Origin of the sequence: Streptomyces montanus, from assembly GCF_005786655.1 — a bacterium.
In the GTDB taxonomy this organism is placed as follows: Bacteria; Actinomycetota; Actinomycetes; order Streptomycetales; family Streptomycetaceae; genus Streptomyces; species Streptomyces sporangiiformans.
This window is the reverse complement of sequence record NZ_VBZC01000042.1, coordinates 1-19,056: the sequence shown is the minus strand read 5'-3', so window position 1 is coordinate 19,056 and position 19,056 is coordinate 1. Positions and strand designations below refer to the sequence as shown.

The window sequence follows — 19,056 nt, the reverse complement described above, 5'->3', positions numbered from 1 at the left end:
GCCGCCGCGGACGGCTCCGTGGCGAAGACCTCCTCGTAGCAGCGGGCCGGATCGCAGCCCAGTTCCACGAGCAGAGACTGCCTGCCCTCCCGTGACTTCCCCGCCCTCGTCGACCTGCACCTGCAAGGACGCCTCCCCCTGGAGAAGTTCGTCACCGAGGAGATCGGCATCGACGGCGTCGAAGCGGCCTTCGAGAAGATGCACCGGGGAGGCGTGCTGCGCTCGGTGGTGGTCCTGTGACTTCCGAGCCGAACCGACACGAAGGCGTCGAACGCGTCGTCACCTCCGGGACCTTCTCCCTGGACGGCGGCACATGGGAGGTCGACAACAACGTCTGGCTCGTCGGCGACGCCCACGAAATCATCGTGATCGATCCCGCACACGACGACGAGAGGATCATGGACGCCATCGGTGACCGCAGAGTCGTCGCCGTCGTGTGCACCCACGCCCACAACGATCACGTCAACGCCGCCCCCGCCCTGGCCGACCGCACCGGAGCCCCCTTACTGCTCCACCTGGACGACCGCCTGCTGTGGCAGCAGACCCACCCGGACCGAGCCCCGGACGGCTACCTGTCGCACAACCGCCGCCTCACCGTGGCCGGTGCGGAACTCACCGTCCTGCACACCCCGGGACACACTCCCGGAGCGGTCAGCCTGCACGCCCCCGACATGGGCACCGTCTTCACCGGCGACACCCTCTTCCAAGGAGGGCCCGGCGCCACAGGCCGCTCATTCTCGGACTTCCCCACCATCATCCGCTCCATCCGTGACCAGCTGCTCACCCTCGCCCCGGACACCGTCGTCCGCCCCGGCCACGGCGCCTCCACCACCATCGGTGCTGAATCCGCTGACCTCCAGAAGTGGATTGACCGCGGGCACTGACCCGGAACGGCTGACTGGCTGTGCCGAACCCACGATGCCTGCGCGAACTCGACACGGTCCGCGCTGAGTGGCGGGAAATTCTTGTCAGGGCGCACGTCGAGAAGGGTGATCGCTTTCTCCGGCGTGTCCGACCGACCTCCTCGCCTTCACGGAGCCCAGGCGTACGGTCGCCGCGAAGGCCCGCAGCTGTGCCGGGGTCAACGTCAGGTGTGCCGAGAGGCGGCGACCTCTCGGTACGCGGGCCAACTCCCTTTGTTCGTAGAGGAGATGCCCTCCCGGCACTACAGCGATCACCATCACCATCGGATCTCCTCCGCCCCGTATGCTTCCGGAGCAGCCGCACGGCCCCCGCCAAGCCGCCGCGACGGGCCGGCGTCCGCCTCGGCATTCCCGGCGGGCACCATCGGCTCCCTTGCTTCTGTCACCTCCATCCGCCTAGCTTTACTTTGTGCCGCAAATAAACAAAACCCGAATGCACAACGTCGTGCCGGGCAACGGCAACGACCTCACCCGACTCCGCATTGCCCTCACCACCTTCTTCGCCCTCGACGGCTTCATCTTCGCCGGCTGGGTCGTCCGCATCCCCGCCATCAAGCAACAGACCAACGCCTCCGCCAGCGCCCTCGGACTCGCGCTCTTAGGCGTCTCCGCGGGCGCGGTCGTCACGATGATGCTCACCGGCCGACTCTGCCGCCGCTACGGCAGTCACCCGGTGACCGTGGTCTGCGGCGTCCTGCTCTCGCTCAGCGTCGCCCTGCCTCCACTCACCCACTCGGCCCCCGCCCTCGGAGCCGTACTCCTCGCGTTCGGCGCCGCGTACGGCGGGATCAATGTCGCGTTCAACAGCGCCGCCGTCGACCTGGTGACCGCGCTGGGGCGGCCGATCATGCCGAGCTTCCACGCCGCCTTCAGCCTCGGCGGCATGGTCGGCGCGGGGCTCGGTGGCCTGGTCGCGGGGTCCCTGTCCCCCACCCGCCATCTGCTGGGCCTCACCTTCGTCGGCCTGCTCGTGACCGCCGTCGCGGGGCGCGCCCTGTTACGCCACGACCCCCCGGTCCCCTCACCGCCGGATCAGACCCGCGACGAGGAACACGTCCCCCGCCGTCTCGACGCCCGCACCCGCGGAATGGTCACCGTCCTCGGCCTGATCGCCCTGTGCACGGCGTACGGCGAGGGAGCGCTCGCCGACTGGGGCGCCCTGCACCTGGAGCAGGACCTGGACGCCCACCCGGGCGTCGCCGCGGCCGGCTACTCCTGCTTCGCCCTCGCCATGACGATCGGCCGACTGACCGGAACCACGCTCCTCGAACGGCTCGGCCGGACCCGGACCGTGGTCGCGGGCGGCACCACGGCCGCGGCCGGCATGCTCGTCGCCTCACTCGCCCCGTCGGTGTGGGCGGCACTCCTCGGTTTCGCGGTCACGGGCCTCGGCCTCGCCAACATCTTCCCGATCGCCGTCGAACGCGCGGGCGCGCTGGCCGGCCCGAGCGGAGTCGCCATCGCCTCGACACTGGGCTACGGCGGCATGCTCCTCGGCCCGCCCGCGATCGGGTTCATGGCGGACTGGTTCTCACTGCCCATCGCCCTCACTAGCGTGGCGGCGCTGGCTGCCGTGGCCGCCGTCATCGGGTTCGCGACGCGTCGCGCGGCGGTGAGCTGACACTTCGTCCGTCACCCCTCGCGTGCGCGGGCCCCCGCCCGGGTCCGGTCGGCCGTCACCGACCGCTCGGGATTGCGGCGGAGATACTCCTCCTCCAGCTCCGCCGTCCGACGACTGTGCACGTCCAGTGCGTCCCGCGAGCCGTGCAGGAAGGTGTCGTGGCGGGTGCGGTGCACGCTCTCCAGCTCCTGGAGCAGGTGCTGGTCGTCCAGCGCGGACGGGTCCAGTCCGGGGGCGAAGCCGTTGCCATGGTCCTGGTGGGTCACGCCGTTCTCCTTCATGCCGGGGCCGTGGAGGCTCATCCGGTGCCTCCGACGGGCTCGTGTCCTGTCGTCCCGAACACTGCCTTCGCCTCCTGCAGGCGCAGGTCCTCCAGTGTCCGCATCTGTCGTCGGGCTCGTTCGATCAGCTCGTCGAGCCCTTGTCGGTCGAGGCGCTCGTCACTCTCCGAGAGCCGGTGCAGCGTCCGCCATCCGGCGGCCTTTCCTTCGACTCCCAGCCGAAGGAACTCGAGCTCCACCACGGAGCTGAGTGGAGAGCGGCGCACAAGACGACCATTGCTTTTCAGGCGCCCGGCCATCTCGACCAACGCCCCCGTATAGATCTTGTAGTTCCGCGCCGGAACATCGAGCCGCCCCATGATGTCCAGCAGGCTCCTCCGGTCCTGGGCGATCTCGGTCGCGATCGGTTCCAACGCCTCGCCGAGCGGAGAGCCACGCAGAGTCCTGGCCATGTACTGAGCTCGCCTGGTGCCGGTGGTTGCCCCGGCCAGGTGGTCGTTGAGGTAGATGCCGAGCAGGCTCGTTCGCGTTCCGCCGCCGTGGCGCACCGCTCTTGTGTCGGAGTGCTGCAAGTCAGTCATCCCCGAACACCCCTCTCTTTTGGTTCTGTCCGCCGTTGCCGGCCTTGCCGGCGAAATCGCACGAGTACCCCGCATACCTCGGCCCACCACCTGTTCATGTGCCCCGGCCCGCATGCCCGGCGGCGGCGAGGGGAATTCAAGGGCCATGGCACTGACCAGGAAGTACGCGGTGGCGGCCTCTGGGCGGTGGTGGGACGAGGACGACGGACGGTGGTTGCCCGCCGGAGAGGTGCACGGCTGGGAGCGGGGCAAGAACCAGACCGTCTGCGGTCTGTCGCTCAGCCGCTCCCAGCTCGCACGTTTCCCAGGCGTCGACTGGACCGACATCTTCCCCGAGTCGGGCGGAGCCGCCGACCGCGTCCGGCGCATCTGCCACCGCTGCGCGTCCGTCTGCGGGCGCCGGGAGGGGGACACACGCCGCGGTCGGCGGCGTCTGAACCCACGTCCCTGACCGCCGGGCCAACCGCCGGGCCTGATCACCGGGCCTGATCGCCGGGTCCGACCGCTGGGTCCGACCGCTGGGCCTGATCGTCGACCCTGACCGCAGGGTCTGGCACGGTCCCGGTGAGGCGCCTCGGGGCGCCCGGTGGTGACCGGCGCAGCAGTCGGCGTGATTGATCCGCGCCGCAGTGGAGACCCGTAGTGCCAGCAGAGCCCGCCACGGAAGGGGGCCGATGAGTACTCCACCGACCGACCCCACGCCACCCCGGCCCACTCCGGCCCCGGGACCGACGGATCCGCAGCCCGGCCCGGCACCGGGACCGGTGCCCGCCCCGGAACCCGATCCTGTTCCCCCGACGCGTCCTGCGCCGCCGGGGCCCGACCCCGTTCCGCCGGCACCCGGTCCCGATCCGTACCCGGAGCCCGGGCCGGCGCCCGGGCCTCTGCCGCCTCCCGAGCCGGCCGCTTGAGCAGACCACTTGAGCACCGCTGCACAACAGGATCGCTTGAGCGCCCCCGCACAACAGGACAGTGCCGACGGCTCGGTACGGGAGGGGCCGCCCGGCGCAGGTCTCGTCGGAGACCGCCGACAAACGCATGGACGGCGCAGCAGCCGGAGTCCGGAAACGGAGCAGCAGTGACGCAGAACGCGGATGACGCCGCTCTCCCCGGGCGGAAACCAGCTTCTGAACTGCGTCAGACGGGGCAGCCGGTCGAGTACGGCCCTGGGCAGGACCCGCACACGGAAGGGCTTCCACCTGACCGCAGCCGGGCGATCCTGCAGGCGGCCAAGCACGTCGCCTCCGTCCTCAAAAAGGGCGGCCACGACTTCGCGCTCGCCGGCAGTGTCGCGGTCTACGCGCACGGCGGAGCCGCCGATTTCCAGCACGACGCCGACTTCTGCATCAGGCCCGAGGACGCCGGCGCGGTCGCCGCAACACTGGAGGAAGCCGGCCTGAATGTGTACGCACCGTCCGAGGACTGGCTGCTGAAGGCCAAGTGCCTCGATCAGGACATCGACCTCATTTTCGAGCTGGCTCTTCAGCCTGTCACCACCGAGCTGCTCAGCAGGGCCACCGAACTGTCGGTGGACTCGGTGCAGATGCCGGTCCTGTCGCCGACCGATCTGTTGCGCAGTCTGCTCGCCGCCTTCTCCGAGCACCACTGCGACTTCGGCGCCGTCCTGCCGATCGCCCGGCAACTGCGCGAGAGGGTCGACTGGGACCAGGTTCGCCGCGAGTTCGGTGACGCACCGATGCCGGGCGCCTTCCTCTACCTGCTGGAACGCCTGGAAGTCATCGCACCGCAGGGAGGCCACCGATGAACGCAGCGAGGCCACCGATGAACGACCATGTCTCACACCCGCCAGGCTCCAGCAGGAGCACGGCCGGCACCGGAACGGCTCAGAACACCGAATACCGCATCGCTCACCTGCGAGAACGACTCGCCGCGGAAGAGCCGGGCGAACTGGGCGTACGGGTCGAGACGCGCGGATCGGCGGTGACCGTCATCGGCACCGTCCCCACCGCGCACTGCCGCGATGAGCTCATGCACACCGCCAACGAGGAACTGGCCGGGCTGTCCCTCCACTTCGACATCGTCGTGGCCGAGGCCGCGGCTCCCGATCACCCGGAGGAGGTGTCATGATCCGCGTCGCGGCCGTCGGGGACATCCACATGGGCCTTGACAGTCAGGGCCTGTTCAGGCCGGCCTTCGACACCCTGCCCGACTGCGCAGACCTCCTGCTCCTGGCCGGTGACCTCACCCGTCACGGCACACCGGAGGAGGCCCGGGTGGTCGCCGAGGAGGTGTCCGGTCTGCCGGTTCCGGTCGTCGCCGTGCTCGGCAACCACGACCACCACGACGAGAAGCCGGAGGAGGTCACCGCCGTCCTCCGTGAAGCGGGTGTGCACGTACTCGAGGGGCAGGGAACGGTCGTCGACATCGACGGCACGCGCGTCGGCATCGCTGGTACCAAGGGCTTCTGCGGCGGGTTCGTGGGCCGCAGTGGCAGCGAGTTCGGGGAACCGCTCATGAAGGAGTTCATCCGGTACACGCGCCGCTGCGCCGACGGTCTGCGTACCGCTCTCGACGACCTGGCGGCGCGGGGCTGTGGGACGAGGATCGCCCTCACCCACTACTCCCCCGTGCCGGACACGCTGGCCGGCGAGCCGCCGGAGATCCATCCGTTCCTGGGCAGCTACCTCCTCGCCGAGGCGGTCGACACGGCGGGCGCGGACCTGGTAGTCCACGGGCACGCACACGCGGGCCGGGAGCACGGCATGACCAGCGGGGGCGTACCGGTCCGCAACGTCGCACAGCCCGTCATTCGCCGGGCGTTCAACGTGTACCACCTGCGCAGCCGCGAGGCCGCGGCAACGGCCTCCGCCTCGGCCCGCACGCCCGGCTGAACGGCGTAACGACAAAACGACAGAACGACAGGTCGACGACGGAACGACGCACGCTCCCTCCCGTCGTGAAGAGATCCAGACCCGCGTTAGCCCGCCGGCGGCAGGGGCACCCGGAGGCCGGACGGTCCCGCCAAACAAAACCCGCCACAGCCGGCATGGAGGTGCTGACCATGGGACACGGAGGAAACGTCATCAACGAGCTGGTGACCGATCACCGGGAGGTCGAGGAGCTTTTCGGCAAGATCGAGGGTCTCCCGCCCGGTGACAAGAACCGCAAGCTCTACGCGGACCAGGCCACCATCGAGCTGGTGCGCCACTCGGTGGCCGAGGAGGCGTACCTCTACCCGGCCGTGCGTCAGTACGTGGCCAACGGCGACGCGGTGGCGGACAAGGAGCTCGACGACCACTCCCGGGCCGAGCAGATCATGAAGGACCTGGAGGGCCACGAGGCGGACGACCCCCACTTCGACCGCCTCATCGGCAAGCTGATGACCGAGATTCGCTCGCACATCGCGGACGAGGAGGAGCATCTCTTCCCGATGCTGCGTGACGCGGCCCCCGAGGGATCTCTCGACGACTTGGGCGACAAGGTCCGGCAGGCGAAGAAGACGGCACCGACCCGCCCCCACCCGTCCGCCCCCGACAAGCCACCCGCCAACAAGCTCCTGGCCCCGGGCGTCGGACTGGTCGACCGGCTGCGCGATGCGATGACGGGGCGCGGCAAGCAGGACTGACGCGTCTGCGAGGAGCCCACCCCAACGAGCTGACGGCGACCGACTGGGACCCCGCGTCCAACCAGCCGCTCTTCAAGACCGTCGCTGCCCGAATCCGGCTGGTGAACTCGCGGGACGCGCCGGCGCCGGCCCCGACCACGACGGCGTCGGCGCCCAGCGCCGCCGACGTGTCACCGACCGTGGGCGATCCGGCGGCAGAGGCCCGCGAGGACCTCTCCTGGGAACCGGAGCCCGCCGAGGAGCCGTCCCTCACCGAACGCCTGCGGGAGAAGGGATGGCCGCGCAGGCGCTCAAGGACGCCGAACTCCTTCGGTTGACCCAGGAATGCCATCCGGACACGCTGCGCCAGATCCGCTGGGCCAACGCCAAGATCAAGGAGGCGAGTCCCCAGGTGTTGCTCAGCTGAGTGACGCGCACTCGTCGCACGGCACAGGAGATCGGCAAGTCTTCCGGCTCAGGCGGTCAGCGCCTCGCCCGGCTTCAGGCGGTCCATGAGGTCGGCGCGATGCAGATCGGCTATGGGGGCGAGAAGGTCCGGGTGACGCAGCAGCGCCGCCGCCCGCCGGTCGCGTTCGTCCGGTGCGACCAGACGGCGGAACTCGACCGGCGATCCGGCCATGTGTCCACAGTCGGCGAGGGCGGCCACGGCCGCAGTGGCCAGTGCCGAGTCGATCAGCAGGCATGCGGCCCAGCTCGCCACGACCTCGTCCACCCAGGTGCGCCACGCGTACTCGTCAGCACCGTCGGAACCGGTCTCGTACGCGGCCCCGTCCGCGCCGGTGATCCAGTCGAGCCGGGCGGAGCCTCCTGGTCCCGCCACCCCTACGAGAGCGGCATCCATCGGAGTCGGATAGCGCAGCCACGCCGCGACGGTCACGCCCTGCCGGGCCTGGACGTCGGAGAGAGCGGAGTCCAGCGCACCGCCGCCCGACGGGTAGGAATACGTCAGCCACTGAGTAGTCGCCGCTATGAGCGGGGAGAGATCTGCGAGCACCAGCCCGTCCGCATTACTGGGGAAATGTCGACGGAAACGCTAGCCCGTGGCCCCCCGCCGGCAAATGACTCGGCCCACGGAAAGGAAGTGGCTTCGGCCACACCGCCCAGCCACCGTGTGAGCTGTCGAGCCCGCGCCCCCGAGCGGTGGGCAGTCGAAGCGAAACCCTTCCCTTCGAGCGCGCTTCATCCGGCAGACTCCCCCATATGGAGATCGAGCGGCTCGTTCAGACCCTGAGCGCGGAAGGACAGGCGTTGGCCCGGGCCGCCGAGGAGGCCGGGACCGACGCCAAGGTTCCGACCTGCCCCGGTTGGCAGGTGCGGGACCTGGTGCGGCACACGGGCATGGTGCACCGCTGGGCCACTGCGTTCGTCGCCGAGGGGCACACTTCGTACCACCCCGACGAGGGCTTGCCCGATCTGGACGGCGCGGAGTTGCTGACCTGGTTTCGCGAGGGCCACCGGCGGCTGGTCGACACACTCGCCGGCGCCCCGGCCGATGTGGAGTGCTGGAGCTTCCTGCCCGCGCCCTCCCCGCTCACGTTCTGGGCGCGGAGGCAGGCACACGAGACGACGGTGCACCGGGTCGACGCGGAGTCAGCGCTCGGCGGGGCCCCGAGCGCGATCGCCGTGGACTTCGCGGTCGACGGCATCGACGAGGTGCTGCGCGGCTTCCATGCGCGTCCCAAGAGCAGGGTGCGCACGGATGCGCCGCGGGTGCTCAGGGTGCGGGCCGAGGACACGGACGCGGTGTGGACCGTAAGGCTCTCGGCCGAGCCGCCCACTTGCGAGAGGGGCGACACGGCCGAGGCCGACTGCGAGGTGGCGGGGCCCGCCGCCGCCCTCTACCTGTCGCTGTGGAACCGCCGTCCGTTCCCGCGCGTGGCCGGGGACTCCTCGCTGGCGACCCTGTGGCGCGAGAAGTCGGCCGTCACCTGGGGCTGAGCAACCGCCCTGCTCGGCGTTTCTCCACGGCCGCCATGCCCGCACCGTAGCAAGGAATCGCCTTTTGTTGCATCCGCATTAAATGCACTTACATCAAATGCATGCGCATGTACTGTGTGGCGCATGACCTCTCCGCTCACCGCCCCCGCGTCCCAGGAACGCTGGACCCCTCGCCTGTGGGGCACCCTGCTGGTGCTCTGCGCGGCGATGTTCCTGGACGCGCTGGACGTGTCGATGGTCGGCGTAGCCCTGCCGTCCATCGGCTCCGAACTCGATCTCTCCACCTCGACCCTCCAATGGGTCGTCAGCGGCTACATCCTGGGCTACGGCGGACTGCTGCTCCTCGGCGGACGGACCGCCGACCTGCTGGGCCGCCGCCAGGTCTTCCTGGTCGCCCTGGGCGTCTTCGCGCTCGCCTCGCTGCTCGGCGGGCTCGTCGACTCAGGTCCGCTGCTGATCGCCAGCCGCTTCATCAAGGGTCTGAGCGCGGCGTTCACCGCGCCCGCGGGCCTGTCGATCATCACCACGACCTTCGCCGAGGGCCCCCTGCGCAACCGCGCCCTCTCGATCTACACCACCTGCGCCGCCACCGGCTTCTCCATGGGCCTCGTCCTGTCCGGACTGCTCACCGAGGCCAGCTGGCGTCTGACCATGCTGCTGCCCGCGCCCATCGCGGTCGTCGCCCTGCTCGCCGGCCTCAAGCTGCTCCCGCGCAGCGAGCGGGAGAAGGACCACAACGGCTACGACATACCGGGTGCCATCATCGGCACGGCGTCGATGCTGCTGCTCGTCTACACCGTCGTCCAGGCCCCGGAGGCCGGCTGGGCCTCGGCCCGCACACTCCTGTCGTTCCTCGTCGTCGCCGTCCTCCTCACGGTCTTCGTCCGGATCGAGCGACGCTCGCCCGGTCCGCTGATCCGGCTCGGCGTTCTGCGCTCCGGCAGCCAGCTCCGGGCCCAGCTCGGCGCGATGACGTTCTTCGGCTCGTACATCGGCTATCAGTTCCTGGCCACGCTGTACCTGCAGTCGCTGCTCGGCTGGTCGGCCCTGGAAACCGCCCTCGCCTTCCTGCCCGCGGGCGCGCTGGTCGCACTGTCCGCCACCAAGATGGGAGCGGTCGTGGACCGGTTCGGCACGCGGCGGCTGATTCCGGTCGGCTTCGCCCTGATGGTCCTCGGGTACGCGCTGTTCCTGCGCGTCAGCCTCGACCCGGTGTACGCGGCGGTGATCCTGCCGACGATGCTCCTCATCGGCGCCGCGTGCGCACTGGTCTTCCCCTCGCTCAACATCCAGGCCACCAACGGCGTGGACGACCATGAGCAGGGCATGGTCTCGGGTCTGCTCAACACCTCGGTGCAGGTGGGCGGCGCCATCTTCCTGGCGGTCGTGACGGCCGTCGTGACCGCGAGCGCCTCCGAGGGCTCCTCTCCGCAGGCCGTTCTCGACAGCTACCGCACGGGACTGATCGTGGTGACGGCGATCGCGGTGGTGGGGCTGCTCATCACGGCCACGGGGCTGCGCACACGGCGTACGCACCGTCCCCAGCGGACGGTCCTCGTCGCCAAGTCCGAGGACGTGCTGGAGGAGCGGGTGCCGGTCCGCGACTGACGACAGGCTGACGACTACTCAAGTACGTGCGCCCGGCGGCCTCTTCTTGTCCGGCCGGGCGCACGCTGTGAGACTCGGCGTATGGCGAACAACGCGGGGCGGCGGACTCAGGGCGAGCGGGACGCGATCACCGTCGAGATCGGATACGCGCTGTGCAGTGCGGCGTTCGCGGCGGCCGTCCTCTTCGGGGCCGTGGCCGGCCCGGCATTTCTCTTCGATCTTCCGGACACCGTCAAAGGCCCGCTGCTCCGCACCGGGGCCGGGCTCGCCGTCGGTGTCTTCGTCGTCCGCGTGGTCAGTGTGCTGGTTCGTTTCCGGCGCGGGCCTCAGCCCAGCCAGCCCGGCCGCACCAACCCCGACTCATAGGCCAGCACGACCAGTTGGGCCCGGTCCCGAGCGCCCAGCTTCACCATCGTGCGGCTCACATGGGTCTTCGCCGTGAGGGGACTGACGACCAGCCGCCGGGCGATCTCCTCGTTGGACAGCCCGATCCCCACCAGAGCCATCACCTCCCGCTCCCGCTCGGTGAGTTCGGCGAGTGACTGCGCTGCCGCGGGCTCCTTGGACCTCGCCGCGAACTCGGCGATGAGCCGCCGCGTCACTCCGGGCGACAGCAGCGCGTCACCCTCGACCACCGCCCTGACCGCGCGCAGCAGTTCGTCCGGTTCGGTGTCCTTGACGAGGAAGCCGGAGGCTCCGGAACGGATGGCCTCGAAGACGTACTCGTCGAGCTCGAAGGTGGTGAGCATGACCACCTTGACGTTCTTCAGATCGGCGTCGTCGGTGATGCGGCGGGTCGCGGCGAGGCCGTCGAGCAGAGGCATGCGGATGTCCATCAGGACGACATCGGGGCGCAGTTCGCGCACCGCGCGCAGCGCCTCCTCACCGTCGGCCGCCTCACCGGCCACCTCGATGTCCGGCTGCGCACCGAGGAGCGCCTTGAAGCCTGCGCGCACCAGTGACTGGTCGTCGGCGAGCAGTACACGGATCACCGGTCCTCCTTGACCTTGACGTCGATCGGCAGCACCGCCAGCACCCGGAAGCCGCCGTCCTCGCGCGGTCCGGCCTCGATCGTGCCACCCAGGGCCGCGGCCCGCTCCCGCATTCCGGCCAGTCCGTTGCCGCTGCCGCCCGCGTCCTCGCCGGTCGCCGGTCCGTCGTCGTCGATACGGAGCTTCAGGGCGCCGCCCGTGTAGTCGAGGAGCACGCGCGCGTGCCGCGAACCGGAGTGCCGTACGACGTTGGTCAGCGCCTCCTGGACGATGCGGAACGCGGCGAGGTCCGCACCCGGCGGCAGGCCCCGGCGCTCCCCCTCGGTCTCGACGCCGACCGTCAGTCCGGCGCCCGCCGCCTGCTCGACGAGTTCGGGCAGGCGATCGAGGCCGGGCGCCGGCGCGCGCGGCGCGTCGCCGGGCGTGCGCAGTGTGTCGAGCACCTGGCGGACCTCCCCCAGGGCCTCCTTGCTCGCCGCCTTGATGGTGGTGAGCGCGGTACGAGCCTGTTCCGGGTCGGAATCGAGCAGCGCGAGGCCCACGCCCGCCTGGACGTTGATGACCGAGATGCTGTGGGCCAGCACGTCGTGCAGCTCGCGGGCGATCCGCAGCCGCTCCTCGTCGGCACGCCGCTTGGCCGCCTGCAGGCGCTCCGACCGTTCCCGGTCCCACTGCTCCCGGCGTACGCGGACGAGCTCGGAGACCGCGGCGATGGCCACCATCCAGGCGGCGACAGAGACGTCCTCGCCCCAGGAGGCCTCCGTACCGTCGTCCCCCGGCAGCCACTGGTAGAGCCAGTGCCCCACCAGCAGCTGCGTCACCCACAGCGTGCCGAGCGCCGCCCAGGCAGCCCTTCGATGCCCGGCGACGACGGCGCTGAAGCAAGCGAGGGCCACGGTCAGGAAGATCGGGCCGTACGGATAACCGGCGCCCAAGTAGAGCATCGCCGACGCCGCGGTGCCGAACATCACGAGGACCGGATACCGATGCCGCCACAGGAGAAGGACGCTGCCCGTGAGCAGCAGCGCTCGCGCGGCGAGGCCGAGGGGCTCTCGCTCGGGCTGCGCGTGCGCGGCGAAGCCGCTGCCGATGAGCACGAACGCGGTGACAAGCAGCGTCGAGCGCCACGGCCATCGAGTACGGCTCCCCTCCTCCTCGTCCTGACGGTTCCACCACGGAGGACGGTGAGGCCCTCGCCACAGCGGCCCGGCGTGCCCTCGCCCCAGTGGCCCGCCCCGCGACCAGGGCGGGCCACCACACCGGCGCGTGCGCTGCTCTTCCATGCCTGCCACGCTAGACGCCACGGCTCGCCCCGGCGTCCGCCGAGCGTGGTGATCACACGTACTCCCGGCGGAGTACCCCGAGGCAGCCGCCGTCAGGACCCCTGCCTGTTGCCGCCGCTTCCTGTGCCGCCGCCCTGAGGGAACACCAGGCCCACGCCATGGCCGAGCCGGGTCGCCGCGTTCCGGAAGAACGCCTCGCGGTCCTCGACCACGCGGTGGAACTGCCCGAACAACTCGAAGCCGATCAGCCCGAACAGCTGCGCCCACGCCGCGACGAGCGCCGTCACGACCTCCGGCGGCAGATCGGGCGCGAGGTCCTCGGCCATCCGCCGGGCCTCGGGCTCGAGTTCGGCGGGCAGCGGGGTGAGCGCGACGCCGCGTCCTTGGTGCGCGTCCCGGACGATGTCGATGAGCAGCAGCCCGACACGGGACGCCGCCGGCACGGTCGAGTCCGGCGCCGCGTACCCGGGCACGGGCGAGCCGTAGATCAGCGCGTACTCGTGCGGATGCGCCAGCGCCCAGCCGCGTACCGCCTCGCACACCGCGGCCCAGCGGCGGATCGGGCCTTCGGCGGCGACCTTGCCGTGCGCCGCCTCCGCGGTCTCGCCGAGCGAGTCGTAGGCGTCGGTGATGAGCGCGGTCAACAGGTCGTCACGGCTGGGGAAGTAGCGGTACAGCGCGGAGGAGACCATGCCGAGTTCGCGGGCCACGGCCCGGAGCGAGAGTTTGGCGGCGCCTTCCTTCGCGAGCTGTCTGCGCGCCTCGTCCTTGATGGCCGTGGTGACTTCGATCCGGGCGCGGGCGCGGGCTCCTCGTGCGGTACTCATACGAGGCAGTGTCCCATGTTTTCGAGAGCAGCGCACACAATCGAGAGCACTGCTCTTGCTTTGGATCACCGATCTCGTGCACACTGCTCTCAAGCGAGAGCATCGCTCTCTCAAACGGTGGGAGTCACCATGTCGTCGTCGCAGTACTACCTCAAGGGCAGCCCGCTCAACGTCCGTCTGAACAGCGTCATCGGCTGGCTCGCCCGGCACGGCATCAGCCTCATGGGCTCCGCCGAGATGTCGGTGCGCGGCCGCAAGAGCGGCCAGATGCAGCGCATCCCCGTCAACCCGCACACCTACGAGGGCACCCAGTACCTGGTCTCGGCCCGCGGCCACTCCCAGTGGGTGCGCAACATGCGGGTCGCGGGCGGCGGCGAGCTGCGCGTCGGCCGGAAGGTCCGCACCTTCGAGGCGGTGGAACTCCCCGACGAGGAGAAGCTCCCGATCCTGCGCACCTACCTGGAGAAGTGGGGCTGGGAGGTCAACCAGTACTTCCAGGGGGTCACGGCCAAGTCCACCGACGAGGAACTGATCGCGGCCGCCGCCGACCACCCCGTCTTCCGGATCACCGTCACATCGTGACCGGCGCCCTGAGCGCCCCTGCCCCCTGCCCCCGGCGGCCGGCGGCCGGCCGCCCCGTGCCTACCGGTCGAGCGCGGTCAGTGCGCGCCCGGCCATCGGGTGGGTGCGGACGATCTCACCGAGTGACGTGGAACCGCGCGTGATGCCGACGAAGGCCTTCCAGGCGGGCCGGAACCCGGTGATGGCCGCGTGGAAGAGCCCGGGGCGGCGCTCGAAGACCGTCAGCAGCCGCTTGCCCACACTCATCTCCACCCCGAGCCCCGCCTTGACGGCGAAGGCGTAGTTCAGGGCCTGGCGCCGGGTGTCCACGGCGTCGTGCGCCTCGGCGATCCGTACCGCCCACTCCCCCGCGAGCCGCCCCGAGCGCAGAGCGAACGAGATGCCCTCGCGGGTCCACGGCTCCAGGAGGCCCGCCGCGTCCCCGCACACCAGGACCCGCCCGCGCGACAGCGGCGAGTCGTCGGCACGGCAGCGCGTCAGATGCCCCGACGAGATGCTCGGCTCGAAGCCGGCCAGCCCGAGCCGGGCGATGAAGTCCTCCAGGTACCGCTTGGTGGCGGCTCCTTCACCACGCGCCGAGATCACACCGACGGTGAGCGTGTCGCCCTTGGGGAACACCCACCCGTAACTGCCGGGCATGGGGCCCCAGTCGATGAGGACCCGCCCCTTCCAGTCCTCGGCGACGGTCTCCGGGACGGGGATCTCCGCTTCCAGACCGAGGTCGACCTGGTCGAGCTTCACCCCGACATGCGCTCCTATCCGGCTGGCACTGCCGTCCGCGCCCACCACGGCACGCGCCAGCAGCGTCTCGCCGTCCTGCAGTACGACGGCCACGGTGCGCCGGTCCGGTACGGCGGATCCGTGCTGTTCCACCCGCGAGACCGTGGCACCGGTGCGCAGTTCGGCGCCCGCCTTCTGCGCGTGCTCGACGAGCTGCTGGTCGAACTCGGGCCGGTTGATGAGCCCGAACAGCGTGTGCCGGGAGCGTCGGGTGCGGGCGAACTTGCCGTCGAGCGAGAACGTGACCGCCTGCACCCGGTCCCGGAGCGGCAGCTCGAAGCCGGGCGGCAGGGCGTCTCGCGAGGGGCCGATGATGCCGCCGCCGCACGTTTTGTAGCGGGGCAGCTCAGCCTTCTCCAGCAACAGGACGCGGCGCCCCGCGACCGCTGCCGCGTAGGCCGCCGAGGCGCCCGCAGGCCCCGCCCCGACCACGACGACGTCCCATACCCGCTGTGCGTCGTCCGAAGAGTTCTCGCTGCTCACGATGGTCTGCTGCTCCGATCCAGCCGCCTGCCGCACCTACCTCACGCATCCTACGGGCGGGGCTCGGCGAAGACCGCTGTGGGAGTATCGGCAGCGTATGCGCGAGGCGCACCCGTATGCACGTGCATCCCACCTGTACCCATCCGTGCAACGTCGCACCTACGAGGAGCGTGCCCATGTCGTCGAATCCGGTCGCCGAGACCGTCGCCTCACTGATACCCAGGGCGAAGGCGGAGCTCACCGAGCTGGTGGCCTTCAAGTCGGTGGCGGACTTCGACCAGTTCCCCAGGAGCGAGAGCGAGGGAGCGGCGAACTGGGTGGCCGAAGCGCTGCACGCCGAGGGTTTCCAGGAGGTGGCGCTGCTCGACACCCCGGACGGCACGCAGTCGGTGTACGGCTTCCTGCCCGGGCCCGAGGGTGCGAAGACCGTGCTGCTGTACGCGCACTACGACGTGCAGCCGCCGCTCGACGAAGCGGCTTGGCTGACACCGCCGTTCGAGCTGACGGAGCGCGACGGCCGCTGGTACGGGCGGGGAGCCGCCGACTGCAAGGGCGGCTTCGTCATGCATCTGCTGGCCCTGCGCGCACTCAAGGCGAACGGCGGACTCCCGGTCAACGTCAAGGTGATCGTGGAGGGTTCGGAGGAGCAGGGCACGGGCGGCCTGGAGCGGTACGCCGAGCAGCACCCGGAGCTGCTCACCGCCGACGCGATCGTCATCGGTGACTCCGGCAACTTCCGGGTCGGCCTGCCGACGGCCACCTCGGCGCTGCGCGGTATGACGCTCGTACGCGTCCAGGTCGACACCCTTGAAGGCAACCTGCACTCGGGGCAGTTCGGCGGCGCGGCGCCCGACGCGCTCGGCGCGTTGATCCGCGTACTGGACTCGCTGCGCGCCGCGGACGGCTCGACGACCGTCGACGGCCTCACGAGCGAGGCCCGGTGGGAGGGCCTGCAGTACGAGGAAGCCCAGTTCCGCCAGGACGCCAAGGTGCTCGACGGTGTGGAACTGATCGGCTCCGGCACGATCGCCGACCGGATCTGGGCGCGTCCGGCCGTGACCGTGCTCGGCATCGACTGCCCGCCGGTGGTCGGCGCCACCCCGTCGGTGCAGGCGGGCGCCCGCGCGCTGATCAGCCTGCGGGTGCCGCCGGGCGTGGACGCGGTGGAGGCGACCAAGCTGCTCCAGGCCCATCTGGAGGCGCACACGCCGTGGGGCGCCCGGGTGCGGACGGAACAGATCGGCCAGGGCCAGGCGTTCCGTGCCGACACCTCCAGCCCGGCGTACGCGGCGATGGCCGAGGCGATGAGCGTCGCGTACGACGGGGCGGAGATGCAGTACGCGGGGCAGGGCGGCTCCATCCCGCTGTGCAACACCCTCGCGTCCCTCTACCCGCGGGCGGAGATCCTCCTGATCGGCCTCAGCGAGCCGGAGGCGCAGATCCACGCCGTGAACGAGAGTGTGTCGCCCGAGGAGTTGGAGCGCCTCGCCGTCGCGGAGGCTCTGTTCCTGCGCAACTACGCGGCGGGCTGAGCGAGTTCGGGCGGGGCGGCCCGGCTGGCGTACGGCTCAGGCCCGGTCGGCGTACGACTGAGGTCTGGTCGGCGTACGGCTGAGGTCTGGTGCCACCGGGCCCGTACCGCCGCTCATCCCCACGGGCGCTCCTATCCCACGGGCACCCCGGCCTCCAGGTACAGTGCGGCTCCCCGTTCCCGTGCGCGCAGCGCCCAGCGCAGCCGCTCGTAGCGGACGGGGGGCAGCAGGGTGGCGGCCTCCTCCTCGGTGACGAAGCGCCAGTCGCGCAGTTCGGGGCCCGGCAGCAGCATCCGCCGGGCCGCCTCGCCGTCGAGCCGCCCACCGTCGAACAGGAGGCGCAGTCCGCCGTAGCCCGGGGGCCTGGGCGATTCCCAGTCGACGACCAACAGGCTCGGTACGTCGTCGAGTTGGATGCCGGTCTCCTCGGCGACCTCGCGCATACCGGCACGCGCGGGTGCCTCGCCGCGTTCGACGACGCCGCCGGGGAACTCCCAGCCGGCCTTGTAGGTCGGATCGACGAGGAGCACGCGGTCGTGCTCGTCGAAGAGAAGCACGCCTGCGGCGACGGTCTCCGCGGTGGGCTCGGGGGTCTGCACTATGTCGCAGACGGAGACGGCGCCGGTGCGCACGGCGTCGGCGACGCGCTCTGCGGCTTCGTACGGGGTGAGCGCGCTGGTGTCGACGGGGTGGGCGTCAGCGGTGAGCCAGCCGGCCAGGGCGGCGCGGTAGGGCTCGATGTGGTCGTACGACCACTGGCGCACCCGTATCTCCCCGTCGGGAAGGTCGGGTGGCACCTCGCGGGCGGCTATTCGCTCCCGCAGGATCGTTTCCGCCGGGGCGAGGAGCACATGGCGTACCGGAATCCTTCGTGAGGCGAGTCCGCCGAAGATCTCGTCGCGGTAGTCCTGGCGCAGCAGCGCCATGGGCACCACCAGGACGCCGCCGAGTTCGGCGAGCAGCGCGGCCGCGGTGTCGACCACGAGCCGCCGCCAGATCGGCAGGTCCTGGAAGTCTCCGACCTCGGCGAGGTGCTTGGGCGGCAGCAGTTGCGTCAGCCCGGCTCCGATGAGCTCGGGGTCGAAGAGTGTGCTGTTCGGGATCAGGTCGATCAGTTCCCGTGCGGTGGTGGTCTTCCCCGCACCGAACGCACCGTTGATCCAGACGATCACGGTTCCCCCTCTTCTGTTGGCCCCCTGAGGCTTGCCCTCCACCCTGCCATGAAAACCAGGCCCTGATGAGGACGCCTTCCGCAGGGTCGGAGACAAGCGGAAGCCCGGCCGGGACGGCCGGGCTTCGGGTCGGGACGTGGCCGGCGAGGGCCGATGGTCGGTCAGTTCTTCAACTGCTGGCCCAGGACGGCGTCGTCGGGGGCCAGGCTGCTGCCGTCGTCGACCGTCTTGTCCAGCGTGCTGAGCGTGTCCGGTACCTCGACGTTGCCGAGGGCATCGCTGTCGAGGGAGTGGGACGGCGTGACCGCGGCCACCACGAATCCGGCGGCGAGGGACGCGACGGCGAGCATGCTTCGCTTCTTCATGCCCGGCTCAACTGAGAAACGGGGCACAAGTCACGGCGCCAGAACCTCGCGCTGCGTTCTTCTGGCCGGGAGGCACGGCGACGGCGCGGCTCGGCGACGCCCGAACCCGCGCGCCCCTCCCTCCGCCGCTCGCGCCGGAGGCGTCAGCTCGCGAGTCCCGCCGTAGGCGCGTCCTCTCGGCGCCGCAAAGCCGCCGCGGCCGCTCCGACCAGGCCCGCATCCGTGCCCATCACGGCGGGCGCCACGGTCAGGTGCTGCACGAAGGACAACGTCGCGTACTGACGGAGCGCGTGGCGCAGGGGCGTGAACAGGATGTCCCCCGCCTTGCCCACTCCCCCGCCGATCACCGCGATGTCGATCTCCACCAGGGTCGCGGTCGCCGCGATGCCGGCCGCCAGTGCCCGGGCGGCCCGCTCGAAGGAGGCGATCGCGACGGCGTCACCGGCGCGGGCGGCGGCGGCCACCGCGGCGGCCGAGGCGTCACCGTCGGCGCCCGGCCGCC

At 70.8% G+C, this 19,056-nt stretch carries 23 protein-coding genes and 1 pseudogene; 14 read left to right on the top strand and 10 right to left on the bottom strand.

Translation table 11 applies throughout. From position 1 onward, the window contains the following. Positions 1-42: 42 nt before the first annotated feature. The 3 genes and pseudogenes from FE633_RS48775 to FE633_RS31345 all read left to right on the top strand — a co-directional run. Positions 43-240 (top strand): annotated as a pseudogene (locus FE633_RS48775) (S-(hydroxymethyl)mycothiol dehydrogenase); the annotation flags it as partial. Next, a complete protein-coding gene (locus FE633_RS31350) occupies positions 237-884 on the top strand; it encodes an MBL fold metallo-hydrolase (RefSeq protein WP_138048553.1) in 648 nt (215 codons plus the stop codon). The pseudogene FE633_RS48775 and the gene FE633_RS31350, both read left to right, overlap by 4 nt. A gap of 484 nt (positions 885-1,368) precedes the next feature. Beyond that, a complete protein-coding gene (locus FE633_RS31345) occupies positions 1,369-2,544 on the top strand; it encodes an MFS transporter (RefSeq protein WP_138048600.1) in 1,176 nt (391 codons plus the stop codon). Between the two features lie 11 nt (positions 2,545-2,555). Here FE633_RS31345 and FE633_RS31340 read toward each other — a convergent pair whose 3' ends face one another. Continuing rightward, positions 2,556-2,810: a DUF6158 family protein gene (locus tag FE633_RS31340; protein ID WP_246113915.1), complete on the bottom strand. Its 255-nt coding sequence runs from the start codon at positions 2,808-2,810 to the stop codon at positions 2,556-2,558. A 32-nt stretch (positions 2,811-2,842) separates the two neighbouring features. Beyond that, positions 2,843-3,406 carry a hypothetical protein gene (locus FE633_RS31335; RefSeq protein WP_171060185.1) on the bottom strand — a complete coding sequence of 188 codons (564 nt, stop codon included), beginning with the start codon at positions 3,404-3,406 and terminating at the stop codon, positions 2,843-2,845. Positions 3,407-3,551: 145 nt separating this feature from the next. On the opposite strand from FE633_RS31335, the gene FE633_RS31330 reads away from it, so the two are divergent. The 6 genes from FE633_RS31330 (at position 3,552) to FE633_RS49335 (ending at position 7,398) form a co-directional block, all read left to right on the top strand. Next, positions 3,552-3,857: a hypothetical protein gene (locus tag FE633_RS31330; RefSeq protein WP_138048552.1), complete on the top strand. Its 306-nt coding sequence runs from the start codon at positions 3,552-3,554 to the stop codon at positions 3,855-3,857. 627 nt (positions 3,858-4,484) lie between these two features. After that, positions 4,485-5,171 carry a nucleotidyltransferase family protein gene (locus FE633_RS31320; RefSeq protein ID WP_138048551.1) on the top strand — a complete coding sequence of 229 codons (687 nt, stop codon included), beginning with the start codon at positions 4,485-4,487 and terminating at the stop codon, positions 5,169-5,171. After that, positions 5,168-5,494, top strand: coding sequence for a hypothetical protein (locus FE633_RS31315; RefSeq protein WP_425473251.1), 327 nt, complete (start codon positions 5,168-5,170; stop codon positions 5,492-5,494). The genes FE633_RS31320 and FE633_RS31315 overlap by 4 nt, the downstream gene beginning before the upstream one ends. Next, positions 5,491-6,258, top strand: a complete 768-nt coding sequence (locus FE633_RS31310) for a metallophosphoesterase family protein (protein WP_138048550.1) — start codon at positions 5,491-5,493, stop codon at positions 6,256-6,258. The genes FE633_RS31315 and FE633_RS31310 overlap by 4 nt, the downstream gene beginning before the upstream one ends. 170 nt (positions 6,259-6,428) lie before the next feature. Next, positions 6,429-6,992 (top strand): hemerythrin domain-containing protein, encoded by a 564-nt coding sequence (locus tag FE633_RS31305; RefSeq protein WP_138048549.1) that lies wholly within the window; start codon positions 6,429-6,431, stop codon positions 6,990-6,992. Positions 6,993-7,266: 274 nt separating this feature from the next. Continuing rightward, positions 7,267-7,398 (top strand): hypothetical protein, encoded by a 132-nt coding sequence (locus tag FE633_RS49335; RefSeq protein WP_281291294.1) that lies wholly within the window; start codon positions 7,267-7,269, stop codon positions 7,396-7,398. Positions 7,399-7,446: 48 nt separating this feature from the next. On the opposite strand, the gene FE633_RS31295 is transcribed toward FE633_RS49335, so the two are convergent. Continuing rightward, positions 7,447-7,986 (bottom strand): hypothetical protein, encoded by a 540-nt coding sequence (locus FE633_RS31295; protein ID WP_138048548.1) that lies wholly within the window; start codon positions 7,984-7,986, stop codon positions 7,447-7,449. A 206-nt stretch (positions 7,987-8,192) separates the two neighbouring features. On the opposite strand from FE633_RS31295, the gene FE633_RS31290 reads away from it, so the two are divergent. From FE633_RS31290 to FE633_RS31280, 3 genes are all read left to right on the top strand, one after another. Further along, positions 8,193-8,930: a maleylpyruvate isomerase family mycothiol-dependent enzyme gene (locus FE633_RS31290; protein ID WP_138048547.1), complete on the top strand. Its 738-nt coding sequence runs from the start codon at positions 8,193-8,195 to the stop codon at positions 8,928-8,930. Between the two features lie 123 nt (positions 8,931-9,053). Further along, positions 9,054-10,538, top strand: a complete 1,485-nt coding sequence (locus FE633_RS31285) for an MFS transporter (RefSeq protein WP_138048546.1) — start codon at positions 9,054-9,056, stop codon at positions 10,536-10,538. Between the two features lie 81 nt (positions 10,539-10,619). Then, positions 10,620-10,904, top strand: a complete 285-nt coding sequence (locus tag FE633_RS31280) for a DUF6332 family protein (protein WP_138048545.1) — start codon at positions 10,620-10,622, stop codon at positions 10,902-10,904. Here FE633_RS31280 and FE633_RS31275 read toward each other — a convergent pair. The 3 genes from FE633_RS31275 to FE633_RS31265 form a co-directional block, all read right to left on the bottom strand. After that, a complete protein-coding gene (locus tag FE633_RS31275) occupies positions 10,865-11,530 on the bottom strand; it encodes a response regulator transcription factor (RefSeq protein ID WP_138048544.1) in 666 nt (221 codons plus the stop codon). The genes FE633_RS31280 and FE633_RS31275 overlap by 40 nt on opposite strands. Then, a complete protein-coding gene (locus FE633_RS31270) occupies positions 11,527-12,822 on the bottom strand; it encodes a sensor histidine kinase (protein WP_246113914.1) in 1,296 nt (431 codons plus the stop codon). The genes FE633_RS31275 and FE633_RS31270 overlap by 4 nt, the downstream gene beginning before the upstream one ends. 83 nt (positions 12,823-12,905) lie before the next feature. Then, positions 12,906-13,640 carry a TetR/AcrR family transcriptional regulator gene (locus tag FE633_RS31265; RefSeq protein ID WP_138048542.1) on the bottom strand — a complete coding sequence of 245 codons (735 nt, stop codon included), beginning with the start codon at positions 13,638-13,640 and terminating at the stop codon, positions 12,906-12,908. 129 nt (positions 13,641-13,769) lie between these two features. Between FE633_RS31265 and FE633_RS31260 the strand changes: the two genes are divergently transcribed. Continuing rightward, positions 13,770-14,222: a nitroreductase/quinone reductase family protein gene (locus FE633_RS31260; RefSeq protein WP_138048541.1), complete on the top strand. Its 453-nt coding sequence runs from the start codon at positions 13,770-13,772 to the stop codon at positions 14,220-14,222. Positions 14,223-14,282: 60 nt separating this feature from the next. Here FE633_RS31260 and FE633_RS31255 read toward each other — a convergent pair whose 3' ends face one another. Continuing rightward, complete coding sequence (locus tag FE633_RS31255) at positions 14,283-15,485, bottom strand: geranylgeranyl reductase family protein (RefSeq protein ID WP_138048540.1); 1,203 nt, start codon at positions 15,483-15,485, stop codon at positions 14,283-14,285. Between the two features lie 176 nt (positions 15,486-15,661). Between FE633_RS31255 and FE633_RS31250 the strand changes: the two genes are divergently transcribed. Next, positions 15,662-17,017 (top strand): dipeptidase, encoded by a 1,356-nt coding sequence (locus FE633_RS31250; RefSeq protein ID WP_138048539.1) that lies wholly within the window; start codon positions 15,662-15,664, stop codon positions 17,015-17,017. Positions 17,018-17,148: 131 nt separating this feature from the next. Here the strand turns inward: FE633_RS31250 and FE633_RS31245 are convergent, their stop codons facing one another. The 3 genes from FE633_RS31245 to FE633_RS31235 form a co-directional block, all read right to left on the bottom strand. Next, on the bottom strand, positions 17,149-18,189 hold the full coding sequence (locus FE633_RS31245) for an NUDIX hydrolase (RefSeq protein ID WP_138048538.1): 1,041 nt from the start codon (positions 18,187-18,189) through the stop codon (positions 17,149-17,151). Positions 18,190-18,350: 161 nt separating this feature from the next. Further along, complete coding sequence (locus FE633_RS31240; RefSeq protein WP_138048537.1) at positions 18,351-18,554, bottom strand: hypothetical protein; 204 nt, start codon at positions 18,552-18,554, stop codon at positions 18,351-18,353. Between the two features lie 143 nt (positions 18,555-18,697). Beyond that, a partial coding sequence (locus FE633_RS31235; protein WP_138048536.1) for an ROK family protein occupies positions 18,698-19,056 on the bottom strand: 359 nt, incomplete at its 5' end.

Coding starts and splice junctions, on each gene's coding strand:
- FE633_RS31240 (WP_138048537.1), bottom strand. CDS start 18,554: ATGAAGAAGCGAAGCATGCTCGCCGTCGCGTCCCTCGCCGCCGGATTC.
- FE633_RS31260 (WP_138048541.1), top strand. CDS start 13,770: ATGTCGTCGTCGCAGTACTACCTCAAGGGCAGCCCGCTCAACGTCCGT.
- FE633_RS31335 (WP_171060185.1), bottom strand. CDS start 3,406: ATGACTGACTTGCAGCACTCCGACACAAGAGCGGTGCGCCACGGCGGC.
- FE633_RS31265 (WP_138048542.1), bottom strand. CDS start 13,640: ATGAGTACCGCACGAGGAGCCCGCGCCCGCGCCCGGATCGAAGTCACC.
- FE633_RS31285 (WP_138048546.1), top strand. CDS start 9,054: ATGACCTCTCCGCTCACCGCCCCCGCGTCCCAGGAACGCTGGACCCCT.
- FE633_RS31310 (WP_138048550.1), top strand. CDS start 5,491: ATGATCCGCGTCGCGGCCGTCGGGGACATCCACATGGGCCTTGACAGT.
- FE633_RS31250 (WP_138048539.1), top strand. CDS start 15,662: ATGTCGTCGAATCCGGTCGCCGAGACCGTCGCCTCACTGATACCCAGG.
- FE633_RS31330 (WP_138048552.1), top strand. CDS start 3,552: ATGGCACTGACCAGGAAGTACGCGGTGGCGGCCTCTGGGCGGTGGTGG.
- FE633_RS31290 (WP_138048547.1), top strand. CDS start 8,193: ATGGAGATCGAGCGGCTCGTTCAGACCCTGAGCGCGGAAGGACAGGCG.
- FE633_RS31305 (WP_138048549.1), top strand. CDS start 6,429: ATGGGACACGGAGGAAACGTCATCAACGAGCTGGTGACCGATCACCGG.
- FE633_RS31315 (WP_425473251.1), top strand. CDS start 5,168: ATGAACGCAGCGAGGCCACCGATGAACGACCATGTCTCACACCCGCCA.
- FE633_RS49335 (WP_281291294.1), top strand. CDS start 7,267: ATGGCCGCGCAGGCGCTCAAGGACGCCGAACTCCTTCGGTTGACCCAG.
- FE633_RS31280 (WP_138048545.1), top strand. CDS start 10,620: ATGGCGAACAACGCGGGGCGGCGGACTCAGGGCGAGCGGGACGCGATC.